Here is a 21,553-nt window from a genome sequence, read left to right as displayed (position 1 = left end):
GCCCAAGCCCGCCGCCGTGCTCCAGCAGGCGGCCTGACCCCCAGGGTTGACATAGGAGCATCGGAGAGCTCGACTCCCGCAACCGTTGATCATGGGGTTCATCGACACCATGAGAGGCGAAGGCTTCGCGGTCGAGACGATCTGCGCGGTCCTGCGCGAGCAGGGCGTGCAGGTCGCCGCGAGGACTTACCGGGCCTGGACGAGCCCGACCAGGGTGCTGGCCGCGCGAACGGTCAGCGATGCGGTGGTGGTGGACACGATGCGGTCGCTGCGTGTTGACGCCAAGGGGCACCCGACCCCCGAGTCGCTCTACGGGCGACGCAAGATGACTGCCCTGCTGCGCCGGCGCGGCCTGGTGGTCGCGCACTGCACCGTGGATCGGTTGATGCGCGACCAGCAGATGAACGGGGTTCGCCGGGGCCGGGCGCACCGCACCACGATCCCGGGCAAGGACGGGGTGCGGGCCGGTGACCTGCTCAACCGAGACTTCACCGCCCAGGCCCCCAACCGGGTCTGGATCAGCGACTTCACCTACGTTCGGACCTGGGCCGGATTCGTCTACGTCGCCTTCGTCGTGGACGTCTTCGCCCAGCGCATCGTGGGCTGGCACGCGATGACGTCCAGGCCGGCCGAGCTGGTCCTGATCCCGCTACGGATGGCCGCCTGGTCCCGCGGCCAGCAAGGCCACCCCATCATCCGCGGCGACCTCATTGCACATTCGGATGCAGGGTCGCAATACACGGCGCTGCGCTACACCGAGCACCTGGTCCTGGAGGGGATCGCTGCGTCGATCGGGACCGTGGGCGATGCCTACGACAACAGCCTCATGGAGACCATCATCGGGCTGTTCAAGACCGAGGCCATCCGCCCCGGGCCCTTCCACCACGGCCCGCTGAAGAGCATCAGCGACGTCGAGTTCACCACGATGGCTTGGGTCGACTGGTTCAACCACCGACGCCTGCACTCCACCCTCGGCATGCTCACCCCCGCCGAAGCCGAGGCCGCTCACTACGCTGCAACCACTGCCCTCCACCCGGAGACGCAGCCAGTATGAGAACGGCACCAGACCCGTGACGGTTCACGGTGCCGGGAAGACGCTCACCTACGCTTACGACGGTCTCGGACGCACGACGTCTCTCAGCGAGGGCTCGACGACGCGTGCGACATGGGCCTACGACACGGCGAAGGACGCCGCGGGACGCAGCCTCCTCGGCCTGCCGGCGTCGGCGACCCGATACGTCGACGGCGCTGAGTACCGCACCTCGGTGGACAGGTACGACGACAGCTACAAGCCTCTGAGCAGCACAGTGACCCTGCCTGCCGTCGGTGATCTGGCATCGCTCGAGGCCCGCTCCTTCACGACCAAGTACGAGTACACCGCGGACGGTCAGGTTGCTGCGGTGACGCTGCCGAAGGTGACCGAGGCGGGGTCTGCGGGTGGGGCGACGGTTCTGGGTCAGGAGAAGGTCACGACCTACTTCGACTCTGCGTCGATGCCGCGGTGGATGGGTAGTGGGTTCGGCTGGGGCACGTATGTCGCGGAGTCGCGGTACACCGCCTACGGCCAGCCGTTGCTCATGGACGTCGGGAACAGCTACGGCGCCGTCGTCTCCTACCAGTACGACGACGTGACCAACCGCCTCACCCATGTCGCGCTCAAGCGCGAGCAGGTGGTGGGCACCGACCTGGCGGTCTCCTACGGGTATGACGCGGCCGGCAATGTCACGAGCGTGAAGGACAAGCCCACCAACGCCGTCCTGTCAGGGCCGCAGTTCGAGGACAACCAGTGCTTCGGCTACGACGGTCTACGGCGGCTGACCTCAGCGTGGACGGCTACGGACGCGGCGAACTGCGGGATGGCGCAGGGTCAGGTCCGTCCAGAGCACGTGGGTGGTGCTGCGCCGTACTGGACTCAGTACGAGTACGACCCGCTGGGCAACCGCACGCGTCAGGTCGAGCACGCAACGAATGGCACCGCGGGGGCGACCACCACGACGTACGAGTACGGCGCTGGGTCGGCTGGCCCGCACGCGCTCACGTCGACCTCGACCGTGGGCCCCGATGGCAGCGAGTCGGCGACGTACGCCTACGACGCCGCCGGGAACCAGGTCAGTCGTGACCTGCCGGACGCGCCGGTGCAGCTGCTGGGTTGGGACGCGGAGGGTGAGCTCGCCCAGGTCGGCATCCCTGACGGGGGTACGGAGGGTGAGGACTCCCTCGAGGACGGTCGCGCGAGGTTCGTCTACGACGCCAGTGGTGATCGCCTTGCCAGGACGGACAGCGGTGGGACGACGGTCTACCTGCCGGGCGGTCAGGAGCTGCACGTCGATCCGACCGGTGGCGTCTCGGCGACCAGGTACTACTCCTTCGCGGGCCAGACGGTCGCGGTACGCACCGACCGCGGTCTGGGCGGGGTGACCTCCCTGGTCAACGATCACCACGGCACACCGCTGGCAGCGGTGCCGAACACGGTGTGGACAGCCACGAGCGTGACGCGGATATACACCGACCCCTACGGCGGGGCGCGCGGTGAGTCGACGACTGAGTCGGTCCCTGGTGACCGGCAGTTCCTCGGCAAGGTCCGCGACAACGTCACAGGACTGACCCTGCTGGGGGCGCGGTACTACGACGAAGCCGTCGGACGCTTCATCTCGGTCGACCCCGTCGTTGATCTGAGCGATCCCCAGCAGTGGCACGGGTACTCCTACGCCAACAACAACCCGCTGACTCTGTCTGATCCCACCGGGTACCTGCCGGGCGCGGCGATGATCGACGGACAGTTTGGTGCCGGAGCCGCGCGTGTGCAGAAGGCCTCGAACAAGAAGTCGTCTTCTGGTGGTGCGCCCGCGGCGAAGGCGAGCAGCGTACCCACCGTGGTGGGCAAGCCCGAACGCACGACTGTCAACTCCATAGCAACCAAGTACAACGCCGGTGACTACGCCGGAGTCATCAGGGATTGGACCCCGGCGGTCCAGCGGGAGCTGGCCAACGACCCGAACGTCCTCACTGCCTGGACGCTCTACAACGACGCCCTCATACACGAGAAGATCTGTAGTGAGCAGGACTGTGCACCTCCGTGCCGCGAGCTCAGCTGCGAGCTCGAGGGTGCCGTCAGCGCTCTCTCCATGGTGGCCGCTCCGCTGGCCTTGGCAAAGGCGCTCACGGCGCTCCTCCGAATCGTGGGGAGAGGAGGAGGGGCGTCACTGGCAACCGCTGCAACCGCGAAGCCCGGGACTGGCCCTCCTCGCGACGCGCTTGGTAGGTTCACTTCAGGAGCCGGGGGGGAATCGGCGGCAACGGTCGCTGGTCGTAGTGCACATCTGAACTATTCCAATACTCTCGGAGGCGGAAACTACGTGTTCAATCGTGCCTTGCCGGGAAGTCGTCTCCGGCCCGATGCGGTGGACTACTCGCAGAACATCGTGCGAGAACTAAAGCCAGCCACGCCAGCTGCTGTGTCACGCGGGTGGCGTCAGGTCAATGAGTACAAGGCATACCTGGAGCAAGCTACTGGCGAAAAGTGGACCGCCTACGTGGATGTCTACACTCCGTGAACACGACATCCTTGCCCCGGACGTGGATCGCAGGAACTCTCAGATCGAAAGGGTTCCAGGGGCGAGCCTCCCTGTGGCGGACGGAGAGTTCTGAGGTCCAGTGGGTTGTTCACGTTGACAGATTGCCTTACGGTAATCGTCTAGGCATAGATGTTGGTCTTGATCTTCAGGCAGGAGAGCTCCGTCGACTGCCGACTGACTGCCCTGTGCTACTTCACCTTGAAAACTTTCCGTTTGCGAAGGATGTGCCGGTGGTTGAGCTGCTCGATCTTGACTCTCGCACTACTGATTCTCTTCGACGCGAGAAACTGGAAGAGGTGGTCGGCCATCTGGCTGACTATCTGCGGGAGCATCTTTCGCTTGAATCGGTGCGCAAGGCCTATTCTCGGGGTGACTTCAGTGCTGCATTTGTTAGGAAGGATGCGCGAGGGCTTCTTTGCCAAAGGCCCGCTGGGGATTGATAGGAAGGGTGAACGGTGGCCTCTCGTCAAGACCTATGGGAGCGAGGCCGGTGCTATGGAGCAGATCGTCCGAAGCATGGACGGAGCTGGCCTACCGAGCTCTGGCATCTCACGGTCACGACGCAGGTTGGCGGCCAAAGTGTCGTCGTCCGCGGCGCCGTTGTCGATGGGGTCACCCGGATCGGGACGGCGTTCACACCATGAGCGGTCAACCATTCGTGGACGTGGCGCCGGCGGCGTACGCCGCACTTGGGCCGGTGCTTGCTGAGCTCGACGGGGAGGCTGCTCGGGTCTTGGAGGCTCAAGCCCGCCAGGCCGTAGTGATCGGCGAGGTGCCCGGTCGAATGATCGATCTTGAGGTCCCGGCCGGTAGCCAGCCATGTGGTTGCGGCGACGGCCCCCTGCCCGTTCGTGCTGCGGTCGTTCGGCAGGAGGGCCAGCTGGTCGGCGAGTTGCTCGTCTGGGTGAGGGATGGACGGCTGGTCGGTCTTGAGCAGGCGTGGTTCACCGACGAGCCCTCTGAGCGCTGGCCATCGGGTGCGGAGTTGGTCTTCCAGTGACAGGTCCGCGTGACGAGCCAGACGTGCACTGACCTGTGCGCATGACCCATGCTCCTTTCGCGGTCGAGATCCGCAGGCTGAGCACGCTTCATTTCCGAGCCCTGCGCCCATGGTGAGAACGTGCGCGACGGTTCGGTCCTCAATGCGCGGCGTGGGCCGCGCCCAACACTGAAGGGCGCTAGGGCCCTTCAGTGTTGACCGGCTCGGGGCTGCTGCACGAGTAGGTGACAGCGCGGCGCGCCCATGGCCTGAAGGTGCGCGTTGACGACGACCTTGCGGTGAAGCTGATCTCGAAGGTCGCGCGGTGCTTCCTCGCCCGCACGCTGCTCGTTGGCGAGGCTTCCTAGGGCCCGATCGCCTGCACCAGCCCCGGCACGCGTCCCCTGACCCTCACACCAACCTCCGCGAGCCACTCGACCTCGACCTCCCGCTTCTTGCCGCGCCCGGTCCACTTCCACAGTCCGACCACGGCGCCGTCGTGCACGACGGTGTTGCGGAAGACGCCGTTGCTGCCGGGGACCAAGCGTTGGGCGTGCTCGGGGGCGACCAGGCAGGTGCGGTCGGCGTAGCCGAGGACCATCTCGTCGAAGCCCGGAAGGGCCAGGGTGCGGCGGGCCTGGGCGCGGTGCTCGGTCAGGCGGTCCGGCACGGCCGGGTCCAGGTAGTGGATGCGGCCGTCGGACTCGAGGGTCGTGAGCTGGTCGGTCACGGCCGCGAGGCCCGCCCGGGCGTCGGCCATGGTCAGGTTCGTCCACCTGGCCAGGTCCTGGATCGTCGCGGGCCCGTGGCTGCGGACGTAGCGCAGCGCGATCTCGGCGAGGGCCTCCTCGCGGTCGAGGTGGCGAGGCTCGGGCACCCACTCCTCAAGCAGGACGAACTGGGGCTCGCCGTCGGCGGTCGGGCCCTGGCAGATCACGCCACCCTCGGCCAGGCGGACGATCAGGTGGTAGCCCCGGCCACCGGTGGTGCCTTGGCCGGCCTCCTCCCAGAGGGTGAGGACCTGCGCCCTGGTCATCGCCCGACCACCGCTCAGCGCGGCGACCAGCGCGTCCTGCGCGCGGACCAGGTCCTGGTCGGTGAGCCCCAGCTCCGCGCGCCGCTTGGCCGCGGCCGCGAGGGAACGCGGGGTCATCAGCGCCGCCATCCACGCGAGGTCCCGCGCGGGGGTGAGGTGCAGGGTGCCGCGCATCGGCCAGGACCGCACCACCCTCCCGGCGTCGAGGGCCGCGACGACGTCCTCCCGGGAGCAGCCTGCGCGCAGCGCGACCGAGGCCAACGCACCGGGCAGGTCCTGGGCCTGCACCGCCGTGAGGTGCCCGACCACCGCCGTCGCCCGCTCGACCGGACCGGCCGACCCCTCGCCGTCGTCGGCCCACGGGCCTGGGCCCGCCAACCCCTGCGCGACCAGACGCAGCAGTGACAGCTCATGGCTCGACACCACCTGGGTCACCTTCACCTCCGCACGCTCTGCCGCGATGTGCGCCCCGATGCGTGGCCGCCGCGGAATGCCGCCACGAACAGTCATGTTGGCACCGGCATGCCTTCAGCCCTGACCGTAGACGTGTGGTCCGACATCGCGTGCCCGTGGTGCTTCATCGGCAAGCGGAAGCTCGAGGAGGCTCTGCGCCGCTACGCGCTCACCGACGACGCCCTCGACGTCGACCTCACCTTCCACTCCTTCGAGCTCGCCCCGGACACCCCGGTGGACTTCGAGGGCAGCGAGATCGACTTCCTCGCCCACCACAAGGGGGTCCCCGCCGACCAGGTGCAGCAGATGCTCACCCAGGTCACCGAGATCGCCGCGGGCGTCGGCCTGCGCTACGACTTCGCGGCCCTGCACCACACCAACACCCGCAAGGCCCACCAGCTCACCCACCTGGCCAAGGCCCGCGGCGTGCAGCGCGAGCTGGTCGAGAAGCTCTTCAGCGCCTACTTCGAGCAGGGCCGCCACCTCGGCCACGACGAGGAGCTCGCCGACCTCGCCGCTGGGGCCGGGCTCGACCGCACCGAGGCCCTCGAGGCCCTGCGCGCCGGGACGTACGAGGCCGACGTCGACGCCGACGTCGCGCAGGCCCGCGCCTACGGCATCACCGGGGTGCCCTTCTTCGTGATCGACGGGCGGTACGGGGTTTCGGGTGCGCAGGACCCCGCCGTCCTCGAGCAGGGGTTGCAGCAGGCGGCCGCGGACCGCGCTGGTGTGTCCGGGAGTGCCTCCGCCCCGGCGTGAGCATGTCGGTGCCCGCGCGTAGCGTGGCCAGCATGGTGCACACCCATCACGCCCTGGACTACGTCGAACTGCCCGCCCCGGACCTGGCCGCCTCGACGGCCTTCTACGCGCAGGCCTTCGGCTGGAGGTTCAACGACTACGGCGACGGCGCCTACGCGGGCATCCGCGCGGCCGACGGCGAGGGCGAGGTGGGAGGCCTGAACCCCGCGGCCCTGTCCGGCACGGTCGGCCCGCTGATCCTGCTGTTCTCGACCGACCTCGACGCCACGGTTCGTGCTGTCGAGCAGGCAGGGGGCGACGTCGTCCAGCAGCCGTACGCCTTCCCCGGAGGTCGGCGCTTCCACTTCCGCGACCCCGCCGGCAACGAGCTCGGGGTCTGGTCCGAGAGCTGAGCGGCGGGACGCGGCCCGTGGGCTGATGCCCGAGCGGCGGGACCAGGTCGTCGGGGTGAGTCCGGGCGCGACGCGGCTCGGGCCTACTCGGCGTCGTCCTCGTCGCCCTCGGTGGGGGACGCACCTTCCCAGGTCCGCGGGCCGACGTCGGGTCGGCGGCGCTCGTAGTCGCTGCCCAGCAAGGGGGAGGAGATGACGTGGTCGGCCGTGGCGACGTTGGTCGCGGTCGGGACGTTCCACACGGTGCTGATGCGCAGCAGGGCGCGCACGTCGGGGTCGTGAGGCTGCGCCTCGAGAGGGTCCCAGAAGAAGATCAGGACGTCGATGCCACCCTCGGCTATCTTCGCGCCGATCTGCTGGTCCCCGCCCACCGGGCCTGACAAGAACCGGTGCACCGGGAGGCCCAGCTCGTACTCGAGCATGGTGCCCGTGGTCCCCGTCGCGTAGAGCACGTGGTGGGAGAGGGTGCTGCGGTTGTGATCCGCCCAACGCAGCAGCTCGACCTTCATGTTGTCGTGCGCGACCAGCGCGATGTGCCGCTGGATGACGGGGGCGCCAGCCCGGGGGGACTCCGTCGATGAGCTCATGCCCCTGACGTTCCCAGACCCAGGACCCGGGCGCCAGATCCCCGGCCCGCGGCAGTCGCGGACGGCTGGGGTCGACCAGGGTCACATGGTGACCCCGATCGACCCCGATCGACCCCGCGCGACGACAGGGTGCGCGCGCAGCGGGCGCTACGACGCCGAGGACGCACATCTGCAGCGACGACGCACCGCCACACGTGCGTCCTGGGTGCAGAAGTGCGACCTCGCGGAACTGGCTGGCTGGGGGCCGGTGGGTCAGGCGCCGCCGTCGCGGGTGACGGCCTGGGCGGTCTCGAGGGCGTCGGCGACCGCGCGGACGTAGGCGGCGGAGATGTCGGACGGCTGCAGGCCGGTCGCGAGGACCCCGGGCTCGTCGTGACGCTCGTGAGCGCGCACCGCGGCGAGCACAGGTCCGTACGGGCCCTCCTCGGAGCGGATCGCGTCGGCGACCGCGTCGGAGACGCCGACGGTCTCGAGGATGACGTCCGCCGGCACCCCGAGCTGCACCGCCAGGCCCGAGAGCATGCCGACGGTGTACGCGGCGGAGTCCTCGGCGAGGGTCTCGCAGGCCAGGGCACGGGCGAGGATGAACCACAGCGAGTCCATGGCGTCGGGACGCGCGTCGAGCATGAGGGCCGAGACCAGGGTCGTGACCTCACGGACCCCGAGCAGGACGACGGCCTGGTGCACAGTGTCGATCTGGCTCACCAGGGCGAAGGCCCCGGAGTTGACCAGGTGCAGCACGCGCAGGGTCAGCACGGGGTCGGTGTCGACCACCTGGGAGACGGCGGCGAAGTCCACCTCGGGCTGGCTGAGCAGGTGCATGAGCGCGAGGCACTGGAGCTCACCGGCGCGCAGGACGCGGGGGCCGGTGGGCGGGTCACCCTCAGGGTCGCCCGCGGCCTGGGCGTCGGCGCGGACGCCGTAGCCACCACGCAGGCCGTCGACACCGGCCGCGCGGCAGTCGTTCTCGACCCGGCTGGTCTGCACGTCGGCCGCGAGCACACGCACCCCGGCCTGGTGGGCCTGGTGGACGAGGCGGGCCAGGGGCAGGTCGGGCTCGTTGGCGTCGACGACGACGAAGCTCAGGTGCGGCAGCAGGGCCGTCTGCTCGGCCTCGCCGCGGTAGTGCAGCAGGCTCAGGTGCACGCCCAGCGCACGCAGCGCGGCGGCACGCTCGACGGCCTCGTCGCTGTGCTCGTAGCGCGCGGGCAGCTCGAGGACCAGTCGTCCGGGGGTGACCGGCCCGGGGACGAACCCGTCGAGCATCAGCGGCGTCGCCGGCAGGAAGACGTACCGGTCGGCCACGAGGCTCGGCAGGTCGAGGGCGAGGTAGTGCTCGTGCAGCACGGCGGGCGGCACGGGGACCGGGCCGGTGCGGCGCTGCGCGGTCTGCTGGGTCGGCACATGGGTCAGGTCGACGCTCACCGCGACGGTGTAGCCGATCACCCGGCCGCTGAGGTCGGCCACCGGGTCACGGTGCACCGTCGACACGGCACCCGCGGGGATCTGCACCCGCGGTGCCGCGGCACCCGTGGTCGCGGGGACGAGGGGGGACGGGGCGGCCGAGGCGGTCGGCGAGGCAGTGTGCACGGGTGCTCCTCGAGCAGGTGGGTAGCTGGCCGACCCATCGGCACGCGGGGACGGGTTGTGACGGTTTCGCCCGCTCAGGGCTGGGGCGAACGGGTGAATCCGGCGGCTCAGGCTGCGGAGGAGCTGGCGCCGAGGGGGGCGCGCAGCGGCCACTCGTCACCGTCGAGCAGGGTCTGCACGGCCCGGCCGGTGGACGGGTCCACGGCGATGGGGGCGAGCAGGTTCGCGGTCGGGGCGGCGCCGTCGTGACCGGGGTGCACGACGACGAGGAGCACCGGGTCCTCGGTGGTGCCGAGGGACTCGCGGGCCCCGGACAACCCGGGGGTGTACTCGGGGAAGTAGGCCTGGGGTGGCACGACGAAGAGCCGGGTGCCGGTGTCCTCGGTGCTGCGCAGGGCGAACAGGAAGCCGGTGTCGTCGAGCGGTGCGAGCTCGAAGCTGTGCAGCCCCGCCATGCCCGGCATGGACTCGGCGAAGTCGAGGCTCGCGATGACCGACCGGCGCGCGGGGGCGGCCGTGGCCGTGGTCCCGACCGTGACCGTGGCGCTCATCGGAGGAAGTCCAGCAGGCTCGGCTGCAGGACGCGTGCCGTGGCCCCGAGGGCCGCCTGGTAGGCGACCTCCTGGGACTGGAGCTCGACCATGGTCTCGGCCAGGTCGATGTCCTCGATCGCGGAGACCTGCCCCTTGAGATCCATGATGGTCTTCTGCACCCCCTGCTGGACGGTCTCGAGGCGACCGTAACGTGACCCGACGGCACCGAGCTCGCCCAGCATGCTGTTGCGCCGGGTGTCGAGATGGGCGAGGTGGTCGCTGACGGGAAGCCCGGCTCGAAGGTCGGCAGCGATCTGGTCGAGGAGGCCGAAGACCGACCCCGTGGCCGTGACCGGGTCCCACGGGCCCTGGCCGTAGACGGCGGAGCCGTCGACGTCGACGCGCACGGTCGCGTCGGAGGAGATGCGGCGCTCGACCGAGGAGCCGGGGGCCCCCTGGTGCGCGTAGTCGGTCGTGAAGGCGACGCCGGTGTTGGAGGTGCCGGCGAAGACGCTGCGTCCGAGGAACGAGGTGTTCGCCTCGGAGAGCATCGCGTTGCGGATGCCCTCGATCTCGACGGCGATCGCGTCGCGGGCCTGGCCGCTCATCGAGCCGTTAGCCCCCTGGACCGTGAGGTCCCGGGCGCGGCGCAACGAGTCGAGCGAGGTCTGCAGGGCCGAGTCGACCGTGCCGAGCCACCCGATGCCGTTGTCGACGTTGCGTGCGACCTGCTCGGCAGCGCGCTGGCTGGCGCGCAGCTGCAGGGTGCTGGCCGTGCCGCCCGGGTCGTCCGAGGGCTTGGTGATGAGCTTGCCGCCCGAGAGCCGACCCTGGAGGTCGGACATCCTGCTGAGGTTGAGCTGCAGGTTCGCGAGCGTCGACTTCTGGACCGTCTGCTGCGTGACACGAGAGATCATGACTACCTGCCCACCCGTCCGGTGCGGTTGATGAGGACGTCGAGCATCTCGTCGATCGTCGTCAGGACCCGAGCGGCGCCCTCGTAGGCCCGCTGGTACGCGAGCATGTTGATCGACTCCTCGTCGAGGTCGACGCTCGTGGTCGAGAGCTGGATGTTCTCGGCCGTGGCGCGGGCCGCCGCCGTGACCGTGGCGCGCTGGTCCGCGGCCTGCGTCTTGACGCCGATGTCGACGACGAAGCCGCGCCAGAAGGCGTCCGGACCGCCCTGGAGGTTCGCGAGCTGGGACATCGCGTCGGCGGCGGAGCCGTCGAAGGCGCCCTGACCGGGCCCGCCGGCGGCGATCTGGTCGGAGCTGGTGATCGCGACGGACATGCCAGCCGCGGCCGCCCCGGGGGCGAAGGCGAAGACCGGGCCGCCGGGGTTCCCGTCGAGGTCCACCCCGGTGGCGTGCTGGGCGTTGACCATCGTGCCGAGGGTGGTGGCCAGCTGGTTCCAGGAGCTGGCGGCCGAGGCCAGCAGCCCGCCGGGGGCCAGGTTCACGAGGTGGCTCGCGAGGGTGCCGCCCTGGGGGTTGAGGGGGACGGTGGGGCTGTCGGCCCACACCAGGCGCACCTGGTCGCCCGTCGGAGGGTTGACCGTGGCCTCCTCCATGAGCACCGAGCCCTCGAGGGCGACGGGCTTGGCGCTGATGCCGCGCACCAGGGCGTTCCCGGCGACCATGACGTCGACCGTGCCGTCCTCGCGGTGGCGGGCCTCGGCTCCGACCAGGCCCGAGAGCTTGGTGATGAGCTGGTCGCGCTGATCGGCGAGCTCGTTGGCCGAGCCCCCGGAGACGGTGATCGAGCGGATCTGCTGGTTGAGGTGCGCGACCGCCTGGGCGGTGGTGTTGACCTCGGTCACCAGGGTCGAGGCCTCGGTGCGCATCTGCGACCACTGGGTCTCGGTGGCGCGGTAGCCGGTGCTGATCTGACCGACGAGCGCGTTGGCCTGGCCGATGAGCACGTTGCGGGCGGCCGGGTCGTCGGGGCTGTTGGCGACGTCCTGCCACCCGGCCCAGAACTTGGCGAGCTGGGCCGCGACGCTCGTGTCGGAGGGCTCGGTCAGGGTGGACTCGAGCCGGCCGAGAGCCTTGGCCTGGGCGGCCTGGAACGACGCGCCCGAGGTCTCCGAGCGGACGCGGGCGTCGAGGAAGATGTCCCCGATCCGCGTGATGCTGCTGATCTTGACGCCGTTGCCGGCAGTCAGGCCAGCCGAGTGCATCGACGGTGCGGACAGCGCCTCGACCGACAGCATGTCGGCCCGCTGACGGGTGTAGCCCTTGGTGTTGGCGTTGGCGATGTTCTGCCCGGTGACCTCGAGGGCCTGTCGCTGCGCGATCATCGAGGAGAGGGCCATGGACAGGCCGGAGAAGCTCATCGGGGGATCACAGAGCCTGGTCGAGCAGCATGCTGCCACCGGTCGAACCGGTGGTGCTGCCGCGCGGGTCGTAGGTCTGGACGTTCTCCTGCAGAGTCATCAGGGTCTCCTGGGCGGCGCGGTGGGACGTCGCGAGAAGCTCGCGGTTGCCCTCGGCCAGCGCATTGATCTGGTCGGTCAGGGCGACGAAGGCCTCGTGGTGCTCCTTGAGCAGGTCGTCCCACGGGGGGCGGGCGGCGTCGGCGAGGACCGTCAGGCTGCTGCCCTCGGGGGCGCCCAGCTGGCGGGCGGCGTCGTCGGCCTCGACCGCGCGGCCGAGCTCGGCCTCACGGATCTGGTCCAGGACGCTCTCGACCTCGCGGGTGGCGTGGCCGAGCCACTGCGTGCGTCCGCTCGTGAGGATCAGCTGCTCCTCCTCGAGCTTGAAGAGCAGCAGCTCCAGGAGCTGGCGCTCTCGCCACAGCACCCCGGACAGCTCGTTCAGGCCCATACGACGACTCCTTCGTGTGCCGGCCCTCGGTCGTGCGCCGGTCAGAGAGCACATCGACCCGGCCCTGGTGATTGTGACGGATTCTGCTGAACCAGTTCGGTACGGGAACGTCTTGGTTCCGAGGATGTGACCTGGATCACGGCGCAAGTCGGACTTGCCTGTTCTGTGCCGGTGCCAGCCGGGACGAACCGGACACCACGGAGATCTGCTCGGCACGGGACGGTGACCCGTTCGGAGTAACCACCATCCTTCACCCGCTCCCGGTCCTCAAGTGCTGGGCCCCCCGCGACGAAACCCGGTCTGTGAACGAGACAACCACCGCAGCCAACGAGCTCGTCGTCGAGCACCTCGCCCTCGTCGGCTACCACGTGAACTCCATGCTGAGCCGCGTGCCGTCCTACGTGTCCCGCACCGACCTCGTGTCGGCCGGCCACCTCGCCCTGGTCCAGGCCAGCCGCGCCTACGACGAGTCCACCGGCGTCCCGTTCGCCCGCTACGCCGCGCTCCGCATCCGCGGGGCCCTCGTAGACGAGCTGCGCGGCATGGACTGGATCTCCCGCGGCGCCCGCCGCCGGGTCCGCCAGGTCAACGAGGTCTCCGACCAGCTCACCGCCACCATGGGCCGCGTGCCCTCGCGTGAGGAGCTCGCCGAGGCCATGGGCGTCGCGGTCAGCGAGGTCGACACGGCCCGCAGCGACGCCGACGTGCGCGTCCTGAGCATCGACGGCCTCGAGGCCGCCGGCGCCGAGACCGTCGTCGACGACGACCTCAGCCCCGAGGAGCGCCTCGTCGCGAACGAGAAGCTCCAGTACCTGCGCGCCGGGGTCGACAGCCTGCCCGAGCGGCTGCGTCACGTCGTCGAGCAGCTCTTCTTCCAGGACCGTCCGGTCGTCGAGCTCGCCGAGGAGCTGGGGGTCACGCAGTCGCGGATCAGCCAGCTGCGCACCGAGGCCCTCGCGCTCCTCAAGGACGGCATGAACGCGAGCCTCGAGCCGTCGCTCGTCCCGGTCGCCGCTCGGCCCGAGGGTGTCGCCGAGCGCCGCCGTCGTGCCTACTTCGCCCAGGTCGCGGCGCGGGCAGCGCAGAGCGCCCAGGTCGGCGCGGTCGTCGCCGTCCCCAGCCAGCAGTCCGGGCAGCACGAGCAGGTCGCACCCCTCTCCGCGGTCGGCTGACCTCAGACCCTCCTGTCTCGACTCACCGACGAACGCCGGTCCTCCTTCGGGAGGGCCGGCGTTCGTCGTTCGTCGCAGGCCTTACTTCGCGGGCGCGCGCGAGACGGAGCCGCGCGCCCGCCTCGTCGAGGGGCCCCGAGGCGGCGGCGGCATGGCTGAGGAGCGCCTCCCTCATCCAGGTGCTGGCGCCGCGGCACCCTCCTGGCGACCGGCGCACGTGTCGGGCGCCTACCGGCCTCAGGAGCATCGCCGCAGGTCAGAGGCCTCGACGAGGGGTCGGGGCCCTGATCCGCGACCCCGAACCAGGAACTCGCAGAAAAAGTTCGGCGAAAACCTCATCACATCGGCCGGGGGGCCGATCTTCAGGGTGCTCGCCCATGGAAGGGCGGCAAGCACGCCACATCTCACGGAGGAGTTCATCATGGGTCTCTCGATCAACCAGAACATCGCGGCCGTCAACTCGTACCGCAACCTGTCCAACACGCAGAACGACCTGAGCAAGTCGCTGGAGAAGCTCTCCTCCGGCTTCCGGATCAACCGCGCGGCGGACGACGCTGCTGGTCTCGCCATCTCCGAGGGCCTGCGCTCGCAGGTCGGTGGCCTCAAGGTCGCCGCCCGCAACGCCCAGGACGGCATCTCGGTGGTCCAGACCGCTGAGGGCGCCATGACCGAGGTCCACGCCATCCTGCAGCGCCAGCGCGACCTTGCTGTGCAGGCCGGTAACGACTCGAACAACGACGCGGCCCGCACCAACATCAAGGCCGAGTCGGACAGCCTCTCCCTCGAGCTGACCCGCATCGCCGACTCGACCAACTTCAACGGCGCCGACCTGCTCAAGGGCGGCACCATGACGTTCCAGGTGGGCGCGGGCTCTGACGCCGGCACCAACCAGATCGCGGTCGACCTCGCGGACATCTCGGCTCTGGGTGGCACCATCGGCGCCCTCACGTTCGACTCGTCGGCGAACGCCGCCCTGTCGATCGCCGCGATCGACACCGCCATCGGCGAGGTCTCGACCGCTCGTGCCGAGCTCGGTTCGGTCCAGAACCGCTTCGAGCACACCATCAAGAACATCAACGTCGCGGTGGAGAACCTGTCCGCGTCGGAGAGCCGGATCCGCGACACGGACATGGCTTCGGAGATGGTCAGCTTCACCCGCGCGCAGATCCTGTCGCAGGCCGGCACGGCCATGCTCGCGCAGGCCAACCAGATCCCCCAGGGCGTCCTCTCGCTCCTGCGCTGATCTGAGCGGTAGCAGTACCCGTACGACCAGCAGTAGGTAGTACCAGCACGATTCCGGCCGGTGGCGGGTGACCTGGACCGTCACCCGCCACCGGCCGGAGCCATACAGACCCCGATCAGGAAGGAGCGCGTTGATGGCCATGTTCGGCATCGACGGCCTCGCCAGCGGCCTCGACACGACCTCCCTGATCAACCAGCTCATGCAGGTCGAGGCCATGCCTCAGACCCTGCTCAAGACCAAGCAGTCCACGGCCCAGACGTTCGTGTCAGGCCTCCAGGCCCTCAACACCCGGGTGGCCTCTCTCGCCGAGGCCGCGCAGAAGGCCGCCAAGCCGGCGTCCTGGCAGGCGTACAGCGGGACGAGCAGCAGCGACGCAGCCACCGCCAAGGTCGGCGCGAATGCGCAGGCAGGGAACGTCAGCTTCACGGTCACCAGCGTGGCCGCCACGCAGTCCTCCCTGCTGACGATGCCGGCCACGTACACCTCGGCGACGCCCTCGTTCACCATCACCCGTGGCACCGGTGAGACCGCTGAGACCACGACGATCACGGCGGACAGCACCTCGATCGCTGACATCGCCAAGGCCGTCAACAGCTCGGGCTCCGGGGTCAACGCCTCGGTCATCAACGTCGGCACCTCAGCAGCCCCCGAGTACCGGCTCCAGCTCACCGGCGCGCAGACCGGCGCGGCCAACTCCTTCACGATCACCTCGGAGGACTCCGCGGCTCAGCCCGGCGTCACGCAGATCCGCGCGGCCTCCGACGCCTCGATCATGCTCTTCCCCGGGACGGACGCCGCGGTCGCCGTCACCTCGGACTCCAACACCTTCACCGGCCTGATGAGCGGTGTCGACGTCACCGTGTCGAAGGTCACCGGACCGACCGACGACCCCGTCACCGTGACCGTCGCCCGCGACGACGCCGCTCTCACCAAGCTGGCCTCCGGGATCGTCGGCAGCCTCGGTGTCGTCCTCTCCGAGATCTCGTCGAAGACCGCGATCTCCACCACGACAGGCTCGGACGGGAAGGCCACGGTCAAGGGCGGGATCTTCACCGGCGACAGCGCCATCCGCGGCATCCAGAACCAGCTCACCACGGCGATGTCGATGCCGGTCGGCGGCACGTCACCCGCCGAGGTCGGCATCATCCTCGGGCGAGACGGGACCGTCACCTTCGACGAGGAGAAGTTCGCCGCGGCCCTCGCCGCCGACCCCGCCAAGGTGCAGTCGATGATCACCCAGCTCGCCGACCGGGTCGCCACGGCGGCCACGGGCATCTCGGACAAGTACGACGGCACGCTGACCAAGAAGATCGAGGGTCAGCAGGGTCAGGTCCGGGACATGGGCAACCAGATCGAGAGCTGGGACCGTCGCCTGGACAACCGTCGGTCAGGGCTCGAGCGCACCTACGCGGCCCTCGAGGTCCGGCTCTCAGGGCTGCAGTCCCAGTCCAGCTGGCTCGCGAGCCAGCTGGCCTCCCTGCCCTCCTACTCGAACCGCTGAGCTGAGGTCGTCATGAACTACGCCGCTCTCCGGACGCGCTACGTCGACGACACCGTCGCCACCGCGAGCCCGGCCAAGCTGCTCACCATGCTCTACGACCGCCTCGTCCTGGACCTGCAGCGGGCCGAGGCGGCCCAGCGCGAGGGGAACAAGGTCGCGGCCGGACCGCACCTCACCCACGCGCAGGACATCGTCTCCGAGCTGGCCGCCACCCTCGACGTGGGGGCGTGGGACGGCGCCAAGCAGCTCATGAGCGTCTACACCTACCTGCTGACCGAGCTCATCGGCGCCAACATCGCCGGAGACGCCGACCGCACCGCGGCCTGCCGAGAGATGGTCGAGCCACTGCGGGAGGCCTGGCACCAGGCCGCCCAGGAGATCGCCGTGACCGCGACGCCCCTCGAGCCCGTCGGCACCACCGTGACTGGCCGCTCCCTCGGTGACCTGGGCGTGGGCTGATGACCGCCGCGGCCCGTGGTGCCGAGCTCTCGGGCTCCGCCGACCAGGCCACCACCGACTGGGGCACCGCCTGGGAAGAGGCCCTCGGGGCCCTCGAGCTCGACGTCGACGCCGCCGAGGCGATGCTCTCCCTGGACCACCTGGCCGACCTCCCGGCGCATGACCCGTGGTCCCCGCCGGTGGAGATGGGCCCGCTGCCCCTCACCCTCGTCGAGCGCGCCAAGGCCGTGCTCGACCGGCAGATCGAGGTGGGCCGCCGGCTCGCCGAGGCCGCCGACCTGAGCCGCCGCCACAGCCGAGCCGCCCAGGCCCTGCGCAGCGCGCCGCCGTCGACCCCCGTCTACCTCGACACCCCCGCCTGACCACAGACCCCCGGTCCGACGACAGAACCCCGCGTGCCCCGAGGCACGCGGGGTTCTGCTGCATCCGGCCCCGACCTCGCGTCAGAGCCTGGGATACCTCTGGTGCCCCCACGCTCTGACACGAGATCAGGTCAGAGGGGCGTTGGGCCGGACGGGGGAACGCGGGTGAAGCCGCGACCGAACTCCTCATGCGCCCCCCACCAGGGCCGATGAGCACCCCGAGCACGGATCGCTCACCACGTAGGCCATGGATAGGCCGCTCGCAGGAATTCTCAACGGGTGGGGTGTATCCACAGGTGTTCGACTCCGTGACGTTCGTGGCGATGAACAGCGCCCTCGACGGCCTCGCGATGCGCCAGCGCGTCATCGCGGACAACATCGCGAACATCCAGACTCCCGGCTTCCTCGCCGGTCGAGTCTCCTTCGAGCAGTCCCTCGCCGACGCCGTGAGCAGCGGCTCGCGCCGCACCGGCGCCGTGACCGCCCAGGTCGACCGCTCCCTCGAGCCCACCCGCCTCGACGGCAACAACGTGAACCTCGACACCGAGACCCTCCTCAACGTCGACACCAACCTCCGCTACCAGCTCGCCACGCAGGCGGTCAGCGGCACCTTCTCCAAGATGCGTAGCGCGATGAGGAGCGCCTGATGACGACCTTCGGTGCGATCGGCGTCGCCGGCACGGGCCTGACCGTGTACCGCAAGTGGCTCGACGCGGTCAGCGACAACCTCGCCAACATGAACACCGTCCGCCCCACGGGGGAGGACGCCTTCCAGGCCCGCTACGTCGTGGCGCAGGCCATGGGCGGGGACACCGGCGGCGTGCAGGTCCAGGGCGTGGCCCTGGGCTCGGCCGAGGGCCGGATCGTCTACGAGCCCGCCAACCCGCTCGCTGACGCCGAGGGCTACGTCAAGTACCCCGACATCGACATGGCCAGCCAGATGACCCAGCTGATCATGGCCCAGCGCGGCTACCAGGCGAACGCCGCCGTGGTGGACCGCGCCAAGGAGACCTACCAGGCCGCACTGCAGATCGGACGCAACTGATGAGCATCCTCCCCGTCGGCGGCGTCATGGACGCGATCGGCGCCCAGGGCGCCCTCGGCGTCCAGGCCCCCGCAGCGCCCACCGCCGGAGCCGGCGCCTTCAGCCTGGACATCGGCGGTGCGATCGACAACCTGCAGGGCATGCAGGCGACCTCGGACGCCCTCGCGGTCAAGGCCGTGACCGGTGACCTCGACGACGTGCACGACTACACGATCGCCTCGAGCCAGTCCGCCGTGGCCCTCGAGCTCACCGCCGCCATCCGCAACAAGGCGGTCGACGCCTTCACCGAGATCATGAGGATGCAGGCCTGATGCCCGCCCAGATCAGCGGCCTGCTGGGCCGCCTCTCCGAGCGCATCCGCGAGTTCACCCTCGCCCAGCGCACCCTCGCCATCATCGGCGTGGCCGTCCTGGTCCTGGGCCTGGTGGCCCTGTCCACCTGGGCCACCAAGCCCACGATGAGCCCGCTCTTCTCCGGCCTGGCCTCCGAGGACGCGAGCGCCATCGTCGACCACCTCGAGGCCGAGGGTGTGCCCTACGAGCTCACCGACGGCGGCTCCACGATCATGGTTCCCGCCGGGCAGCTCTACCCGATGCGCCTCGCGGTGGCCTCGGCCGGTCTGCCGGCCGCCTCGGACGGTGCGGGCTACTCGCTGCTCGACGACATGGGCATGACCTCCTCGGAGTTCCAGCAGGAGGTCACCTACCAGCGCGCGGTCGAGGGCGAGCTCGCCAAGACCATCGGTGCGATCGAGGGTGTCGAGGCCGCCACGGTCCGCCTGGCCCTGCCGACCGAGAGCGTCTTCGTCTCCGAGCAGGCCGACCCCACGGCGTCGGTCTTCGTGCAGACCCAGCGCGGCACCAGCCTCAGCAACGACAAGGTCCAGTCGATCGTCCACCTCGTCTCGGCCGGCATCGAGGGCATGTCCCCGACCGATGTGGCCGTGGTCGACGCCGACGGCAGCGTCCTCTCGGCCGTCGGCACGGGTGGCACCGGCCTCCAGGACGGTCAGACGGGCGACTACGAGCAGCGCGTCGCCGCCGGCATCCAGGCGATGCTCGACCCGCTGGTCGGGGCCGGCAACGCCGTGGTCACCGTGACCGCGGACCTCGACTTCGACCAGACCGCACGCACCACCGAGACCTACGACGCCCCCGAGGACCTTCCGCCGCTCTCCTCCGCGACGACGAGCGAGGAGTACATCGGCACCGGTGGCGCCGCCGCAGGCGTGCTGGGCCCCGACAACATCGCCGTCCCCAACGGTGAGAACGGGGCGGGCGAGTACACCAAGGAGTCCGAGACGGTGAACAACACCCTCAACCGGGTCACCGAGCAGCTCACCACCGCCCCCGGGGCCGTGCGTCGGCAGTCCGTCTCGGTCGTCATCTCCGAGCAGGCCGGCGGCGGGCTCAACCTCGGCGACATCGAGCAGATGGTCACCGCCGCCGCCGGTGTCGACGCCGAGCGTGGCGACGTCGTGGCGGTCACCCGGATGAACTTCGACGAGGCCGGGGCCGTCGCGGCCCAGGAGGCCCTCGCAGCGGCCGCGGCCGCCGCCGAGGCCGAGCAGGACGCCGCGCTCATCCGCAACGGAGTGATCGCCGGGGTCATCCTCCTCGCCGTGATCCTGGCCCTGGTGACCGCGGCACGCCGCAGCCGCCGGGCCCGGCGCGAGGCGATCGACCTGGGCGGCCTCGAGATCGTCGAGGACGACGTCCCCGAGATCATCGAGCTCCCCGACGAGACCCTCGCTCTGCCGGCCCCCGAGGTCGAGCCCGAGGTCAACGAGATGGACGCCAAGCGCGACGACCTCATGGCCCTGGCTGCTGAGCAGCCGGCCGAGGTCGCCGACGCCCTGCGCGGCTGGCTCGTGGGAGGCCGGCGATGACCGTCACGACGACCGCCCCCACCGCCCCCACGGCGATGCTGACCGGGGTCCAGAAGGCAGCCCTGGTGCTCATCCAGCTGGGCCGCGAGCAGGCCTCGAGGGTCATGGCGCAGTTCGACGACGCCGAGATCGAGGAGCTCACCACCGAGATCGCCCGGCTCGAGCGGATCGACAGCGCCGTGGCCGACACCGTGGTCGAGGAGTTCCACCTCCTGACCCTCGGCGGCCAGCGGTTCAGCGGCCGCGGCGGCCTCGCCTACGCCCAGCAGGTCCTCGAGTCCTCCGTGGGGCGCGAGCGCGCCGCGGCGATGCTCGAGCGTCTGCAGACCTCCCTCCAGGGCCAGCCCTTCGAGTTCATGCAGTACGCCGACGCCCGGCAGGTCGTCTCGCTGCTGAGCGGTGAGCACCCGCAGACCATCGCGCTCGTGCTGGCTCACCTGCGCGCCGAGCACGCCTCGGCGATCATGACCGGCCTGCCGCCCGCCACCCAGGGGGAGGTCGCGCACCGCATCGCCCTCATGGAGCGGGCCTCGCCCGACGTCGTCCAGGTCGTCGCCGAGAACCTGCAGCGCAAGGCCACGGCCGTGCTCAGCCCGACCGAGCTCTCGGCGGTCGGCGGCGTGCAGCCCCTCGTCGAGATCATCAACCGGGCCGACCCGTCGACCGAGAAGCTCATCCTCGAGGGCCTCGCGGCCCGCGACGAGGCCCTCGCCGACGAGGTCCGCAGCCGGATGTTCGTCTTCGGGGACATCACGCTCCTCGAGGAGCGCGCCATCCAGCTCGTGCTGCGCGGCGTCGAGATGGCCGTGCTCGCCACGGCCCTCAAGGGCGCCGACGAGATGGTGCGCGAGAAGATCCTGCGCAACCTCTCCGAGCGCGCCCGCGAGAACCTCGAGGAGGAGATCGAGCTGCTCGGCCCGGTGCGCCTGTCGATGGTCGAGGACGCGCGCTCCGTCGTCGTCCAGGCCATCCGTGGCCTCGAGGAGAGCGGCCAGATCGTCATCAGCCGCGAGGGCGAGGACGAGTACGTTGCCTGAGGCCACCGTCAGCCTGTTCCGGCCCGCCGCCCTGCCCGGGCCGTCGAGCCGCGCGAGCGAGGACCGCGACGAGCGGTCCCGCGCCGCGGGGTACGCCGCGGGCTGGACCGCCGGTGC

The 21,553-nt window shown here is 70.3% G+C and carries 22 protein-coding genes and 1 pseudogene; 16 read left to right on the top strand and 7 right to left on the bottom strand.

Annotation, left to right across the window (positions count from 1 at the left end):
- Positions 1-70: 70 nt before the first annotated feature.
- From L0B03_RS02860 to L0B03_RS02845, 4 genes and pseudogenes are all read left to right on the top strand, one after another.
- A pseudogene (locus L0B03_RS02860) lies at positions 71-1,054 on the top strand (IS3 family transposase); the annotation flags it as partial.
- Positions 1,055-1,070: 16 nt separating this feature from the next.
- Positions 1,071-3,554, top strand: a complete 2,484-nt coding sequence (locus L0B03_RS02855; protein ID WP_250443853.1) for an RHS repeat-associated core domain-containing protein — start codon at positions 1,071-1,073, stop codon at positions 3,552-3,554.
- Between the two features lie 251 nt (positions 3,555-3,805).
- Positions 3,806-4,015, top strand: a complete 210-nt coding sequence (locus L0B03_RS02850) for a hypothetical protein (RefSeq protein WP_250443850.1) — start codon at positions 3,806-3,808, stop codon at positions 4,013-4,015.
- 257 nt (positions 4,016-4,272) lie between these two features.
- Positions 4,273-4,575 carry a hypothetical protein gene (locus L0B03_RS02845; protein WP_250443849.1) on the top strand — a complete coding sequence of 101 codons (303 nt, stop codon included), beginning with the start codon at positions 4,273-4,275 and terminating at the stop codon, positions 4,573-4,575.
- Positions 4,576-4,918: 343 nt separating this feature from the next.
- Here L0B03_RS02845 and L0B03_RS02840 read toward each other — a convergent pair whose 3' ends face one another.
- Positions 4,919-6,031, bottom strand: a complete 1,113-nt coding sequence (locus L0B03_RS02840) for a winged helix DNA-binding domain-containing protein (protein ID WP_250443846.1) — start codon at positions 6,029-6,031, stop codon at positions 4,919-4,921.
- A gap of 81 nt (positions 6,032-6,112) precedes the next feature.
- Here L0B03_RS02840 and L0B03_RS02835 point away from each other — a divergent pair, with 81 nt between their 5' ends.
- Together L0B03_RS02835 and L0B03_RS02830 are read left to right on the top strand one after the other, a co-directional pair.
- Positions 6,113-6,802 (top strand): DsbA family protein, encoded by a 690-nt coding sequence (locus L0B03_RS02835; protein WP_250443843.1) that lies wholly within the window; start codon positions 6,113-6,115, stop codon positions 6,800-6,802.
- Between the two features lie 32 nt (positions 6,803-6,834).
- Positions 6,835-7,194 carry a VOC family protein gene (locus L0B03_RS02830; RefSeq protein ID WP_250443840.1) on the top strand — a complete coding sequence of 120 codons (360 nt, stop codon included), beginning with the start codon at positions 6,835-6,837 and terminating at the stop codon, positions 7,192-7,194.
- Between the two features lie 83 nt (positions 7,195-7,277).
- On the opposite strand, the gene L0B03_RS02825 is transcribed toward L0B03_RS02830, so the two are convergent.
- From L0B03_RS02825 to flgN, 6 genes are all read right to left on the bottom strand, one after another.
- The gene (locus L0B03_RS02825) at positions 7,278-7,781 is read right to left on the bottom strand and encodes a methylglyoxal synthase (RefSeq protein WP_250443837.1); all 504 of its coding nucleotides are present in this window, start codon (positions 7,779-7,781) and stop codon (positions 7,278-7,280) included.
- Between the two features lie 252 nt (positions 7,782-8,033).
- On the bottom strand, positions 8,034-9,371 hold the full coding sequence (locus L0B03_RS19505) for an EAL and HDOD domain-containing protein (protein ID WP_250443834.1): 1,338 nt from the start codon (positions 9,369-9,371) through the stop codon (positions 8,034-8,036).
- Positions 9,372-9,478: 107 nt separating this feature from the next.
- Positions 9,479-9,922 carry a flagellar assembly protein FliW gene (locus tag L0B03_RS02815; RefSeq protein ID WP_250443832.1) on the bottom strand — a complete coding sequence of 148 codons (444 nt, stop codon included), beginning with the start codon at positions 9,920-9,922 and terminating at the stop codon, positions 9,479-9,481.
- On the bottom strand, positions 9,919-10,821 hold the full coding sequence (gene flgL, locus L0B03_RS02810) for a flagellar hook-associated protein FlgL (RefSeq protein WP_250443830.1): 903 nt from the start codon (positions 10,819-10,821) through the stop codon (positions 9,919-9,921). Before flgL ends, L0B03_RS02815 begins: the two co-directional genes overlap by 4 nt.
- 2 nt (positions 10,822-10,823) lie before the next feature.
- Complete coding sequence (gene flgK / locus L0B03_RS02805; protein WP_250443827.1) at positions 10,824-12,239, bottom strand: flagellar hook-associated protein FlgK; 1,416 nt, start codon at positions 12,237-12,239, stop codon at positions 10,824-10,826.
- 7 nt (positions 12,240-12,246) lie between these two features.
- Positions 12,247-12,729, bottom strand: a complete 483-nt coding sequence (gene flgN, locus L0B03_RS02800; protein ID WP_250443825.1) for a flagellar export chaperone FlgN — start codon at positions 12,727-12,729, stop codon at positions 12,247-12,249.
- Positions 12,730-13,031: 302 nt separating this feature from the next.
- Here flgN and L0B03_RS02795 point away from each other — a divergent pair, with 302 nt between their 5' ends.
- From L0B03_RS02795 to fliG, 10 genes are all read left to right on the top strand, one after another.
- Positions 13,032-13,901, top strand: coding sequence for a sigma-70 family RNA polymerase sigma factor (locus L0B03_RS02795; protein ID WP_250443822.1), 870 nt, complete (start codon positions 13,032-13,034; stop codon positions 13,899-13,901).
- Positions 13,902-14,322: 421 nt separating this feature from the next.
- Complete coding sequence (locus tag L0B03_RS02790) at positions 14,323-15,144, top strand: flagellin (RefSeq protein WP_250443819.1); 822 nt, start codon at positions 14,323-14,325, stop codon at positions 15,142-15,144.
- Positions 15,145-15,277: 133 nt separating this feature from the next.
- Complete coding sequence (gene fliD / locus L0B03_RS02785) at positions 15,278-16,645, top strand: flagellar filament capping protein FliD (protein WP_250443817.1); 1,368 nt, start codon at positions 15,278-15,280, stop codon at positions 16,643-16,645.
- Between the two features lie 12 nt (positions 16,646-16,657).
- A complete protein-coding gene (gene fliS, locus L0B03_RS02780) occupies positions 16,658-17,104 on the top strand; it encodes a flagellar export chaperone FliS (protein WP_250443814.1) in 447 nt (148 codons plus the stop codon).
- Positions 17,104-17,466, top strand: coding sequence for a hypothetical protein (locus tag L0B03_RS02775; protein WP_250443811.1), 363 nt, complete (start codon positions 17,104-17,106; stop codon positions 17,464-17,466). The genes fliS and L0B03_RS02775 overlap by 1 nt, the downstream gene beginning before the upstream one ends.
- A 296-nt stretch (positions 17,467-17,762) precedes the next feature.
- Complete coding sequence (flgB, locus tag L0B03_RS02770; RefSeq protein ID WP_250443808.1) at positions 17,763-18,113, top strand: flagellar basal body rod protein FlgB; 351 nt, start codon at positions 17,763-17,765, stop codon at positions 18,111-18,113.
- Positions 18,113-18,511, top strand: a complete 399-nt coding sequence (gene flgC, locus L0B03_RS02765; protein ID WP_250443806.1) for a flagellar basal body rod protein FlgC — start codon at positions 18,113-18,115, stop codon at positions 18,509-18,511. Before flgB ends, flgC begins: the two co-directional genes overlap by 1 nt.
- Positions 18,511-18,822, top strand: coding sequence for a flagellar hook-basal body complex protein FliE (locus tag L0B03_RS02760; protein ID WP_250443803.1), 312 nt, complete (start codon positions 18,511-18,513; stop codon positions 18,820-18,822). The genes flgC and L0B03_RS02760 overlap by 1 nt, the downstream gene beginning before the upstream one ends.
- A complete protein-coding gene (gene fliF / locus L0B03_RS02755; protein ID WP_250443800.1) occupies positions 18,822-20,399 on the top strand; it encodes a flagellar basal-body MS-ring/collar protein FliF in 1,578 nt (525 codons plus the stop codon). Before L0B03_RS02760 ends, fliF begins: the two co-directional genes overlap by 1 nt.
- Positions 20,396-21,436 carry a flagellar motor switch protein FliG gene (fliG, locus tag L0B03_RS02750; RefSeq protein WP_250443798.1) on the top strand — a complete coding sequence of 347 codons (1,041 nt, stop codon included), beginning with the start codon at positions 20,396-20,398 and terminating at the stop codon, positions 21,434-21,436. Before fliF ends, fliG begins: the two co-directional genes overlap by 4 nt.
- Positions 21,437-21,553: the final 117 nt, after the last annotated feature.

Origin of the sequence: Actinotalea sp. C106, assembly GCF_023630195.1 — a bacterium.
Lineage (GTDB): Bacteria > Actinomycetota > Actinomycetes > Actinomycetales > Cellulomonadaceae > Actinotalea.
The sequence above is the reverse complement of the archived record's forward strand: the minus strand, read 5'-3'. Positions and strand labels throughout refer to the sequence as shown.